The following is a 2053-nucleotide window of genomic DNA, read 5'->3' as shown; positions in this document are numbered from 1 at the left end:
CTTTGGGGTGCTGAGCAATGATTTGCTGTGCAAGGGCATTGGCTTTACCGTTCACTTCGGCATAAGACAGCGCTTCACCGCCGCTGGTTAACATGGCCGCTTGCTCTGGGGTGTTAGCGGCGTGCTGCTCTACTAAGCTGGCCAGATCTTTGTCGGTAGCAAACGACTCGGCGTTGTTGTGCCAAGCACGGAGTGTGTCAGTCTCAGTTCTATTTTGTAGGGCTACTTTTGCAAGTGGCTGTGCAGTTCTGGCGATCACCTGATCGATAATATTGATAAAGCGCTCAGCAAGGAGTTCGATCCAGTCACTAGGAAATAGCGCAGTGGCGTAGTTAATATCACCAAATACTTCTTCGTCCCCATTTTGTAGCAATAAACTAATGTCGAACTTTGCCACTTTATGGAGCGCTTTTACCTGTGACTCATCCACTGGCGTAAACAGCTGTTGGCTGCTGTCGTCGCTGTTATTTTTAAATTGTTCAAGCGCAAACATCATTTGAAATAGCGGATGGCGAGACGGATCCCGTTGTAATTTTAGGGCGTCGACCAATTTATCAAATGGCAGATCTTGGTGCGCCTTTGCCGCTTTTAGGGTTTGGTGCACTTGTTGGATTAAGGCATTAAAGTCGAGTGCGTTATCAATATGAACTGGCAGGGCTAAGCTATTGACCAAAAAGCCAATAAGATTTTGTGTCTGACTTAGATGACGGTTGTCAGATGGTGTACCGATGACTAAATCTGACTGACCGCTGGTTGCTTGTAATGTCAATGCCCAGCTGCTGAGCAGTACTACATAAAGACTGGTTTGTTGCGTTTTGGCTATGGCCTTTAGGGCTTCGCTTCGTTCTTGACCCAAATGAATACGGTGGTCGGCACCGTGATATTGATATTCATTTGGCCTTGGTAGTGGCGAATGTAATTCAAGCTGCTCAGCACCTGCAAGTGCATCAGTCCAGTGGTCTAAAAGCTTAGTTAAGGTATCGCCGCTGAGATACTCGCGCTGCCACTTTGCGTAATCTTGGTACTGTAACTCAAGCGCTGGTAGCTCAGGCGTTTTGCCTGAAGCTAGCATAAAATAGGCTTGGTGTAGCTCACGCATAAAGATTTCGGTGGACCAGCCATCAAACGCAATATGGTGCCACATAAATAGCACGTAACGTTCAGCGCCTAATGTCCAACAGCAAACCTTGAACATAGGCTCATTAGCTAAGTCAAATGGTGTACTAATAGCTTGTTTCACAGCCGTATTAAGCGCAGCTAAGTCAGCCACAGGGCTAGGCGTAATCTCAATACAAGCGCTCAACACTTCTTGATAGTCGTGGCCTTGCTCGTCTTGACGATAGACATTGCGAAGTACTTCATGCCTATCTAACACGATATTCAGTGCTTGCGTTAATCGCGCAAGCTCTGTGTGCTCGGAGAGTTTAACCAAAAACGGAATGTGATAAGCGTTGGTGCCATTTTCTAACCGTTCGATAAATAATAAACGCTCTTGCGCAAATGAAAGCGGATGGCGGTTTAATTCTGGCAGTGTATTAAATGCATCCTTTGAAAAAATTGCTTTTGCTTCAAGGTAATCCATTAGCTGCGTTTTGTTTGACTTTAACTTTGCAACAAGTGCAGCATCTGGCGCTTGCGCGCCAAATGACAGCTCTAGTCCGCCGTCTTGCAACCAGATTGAGAGATTGTGATCTTTCAGTTCAGCGAGCAATGACAACATGGTTAAATCCTCATGCTATTAGTTTGTTCTTGTTGTGATCCGGAGTCTGCTTTAATCTCGATATCCACGCTCAGCATCTCTAAGTTGTCGACGATTGCGGCAATATGGGTATGCTCAAACAAGGCCGAAATTGGGATGTTTAAATCCAGTGCTTTATTACACGCATTCATCAACCGGATAGCCGAGATAGAGTCCCCCCCGATACTGAAGAAATTATCTTCAATCCCCACTTGTTCAAGGCCAAGTACCTGCTGCCAAATCTCACAAAGCTGGGTCTCTAAGGCATTACGCGGTGCCACATAAAGGTTGTCGGCTTGAAGCTCCGGTGTGGGG

The 2053-nt window shown here is 46.3% G+C and carries 2 protein-coding genes; both read right to left on the bottom strand.

What is annotated here, in order from left to right:
- A partial coding sequence (locus EXT48_RS11595; RefSeq protein ID WP_205992070.1) for a condensation domain-containing protein occupies positions 1 to 1720 on the bottom strand: 1720 nt, incomplete at its 3' end.
- Positions 1721 to 1722: 2 nt separating this feature from the next.
- A partial coding sequence (locus EXT48_RS11590) for a phosphopantetheine-binding protein (protein WP_240703378.1) occupies positions 1723 to 2053 on the bottom strand: 331 nt, incomplete at its 5' end.

Source organism: Pseudoalteromonas sp. CO348 (assembly GCF_004208845.1).
GTDB lineage: Bacteria > Pseudomonadota > Gammaproteobacteria > Enterobacterales > Alteromonadaceae > Pseudoalteromonas > Pseudoalteromonas maricaloris.
Note: the sequence above shows the minus strand (reverse complement) of the source record. Positions and strands in the feature narration are given on the sequence as shown.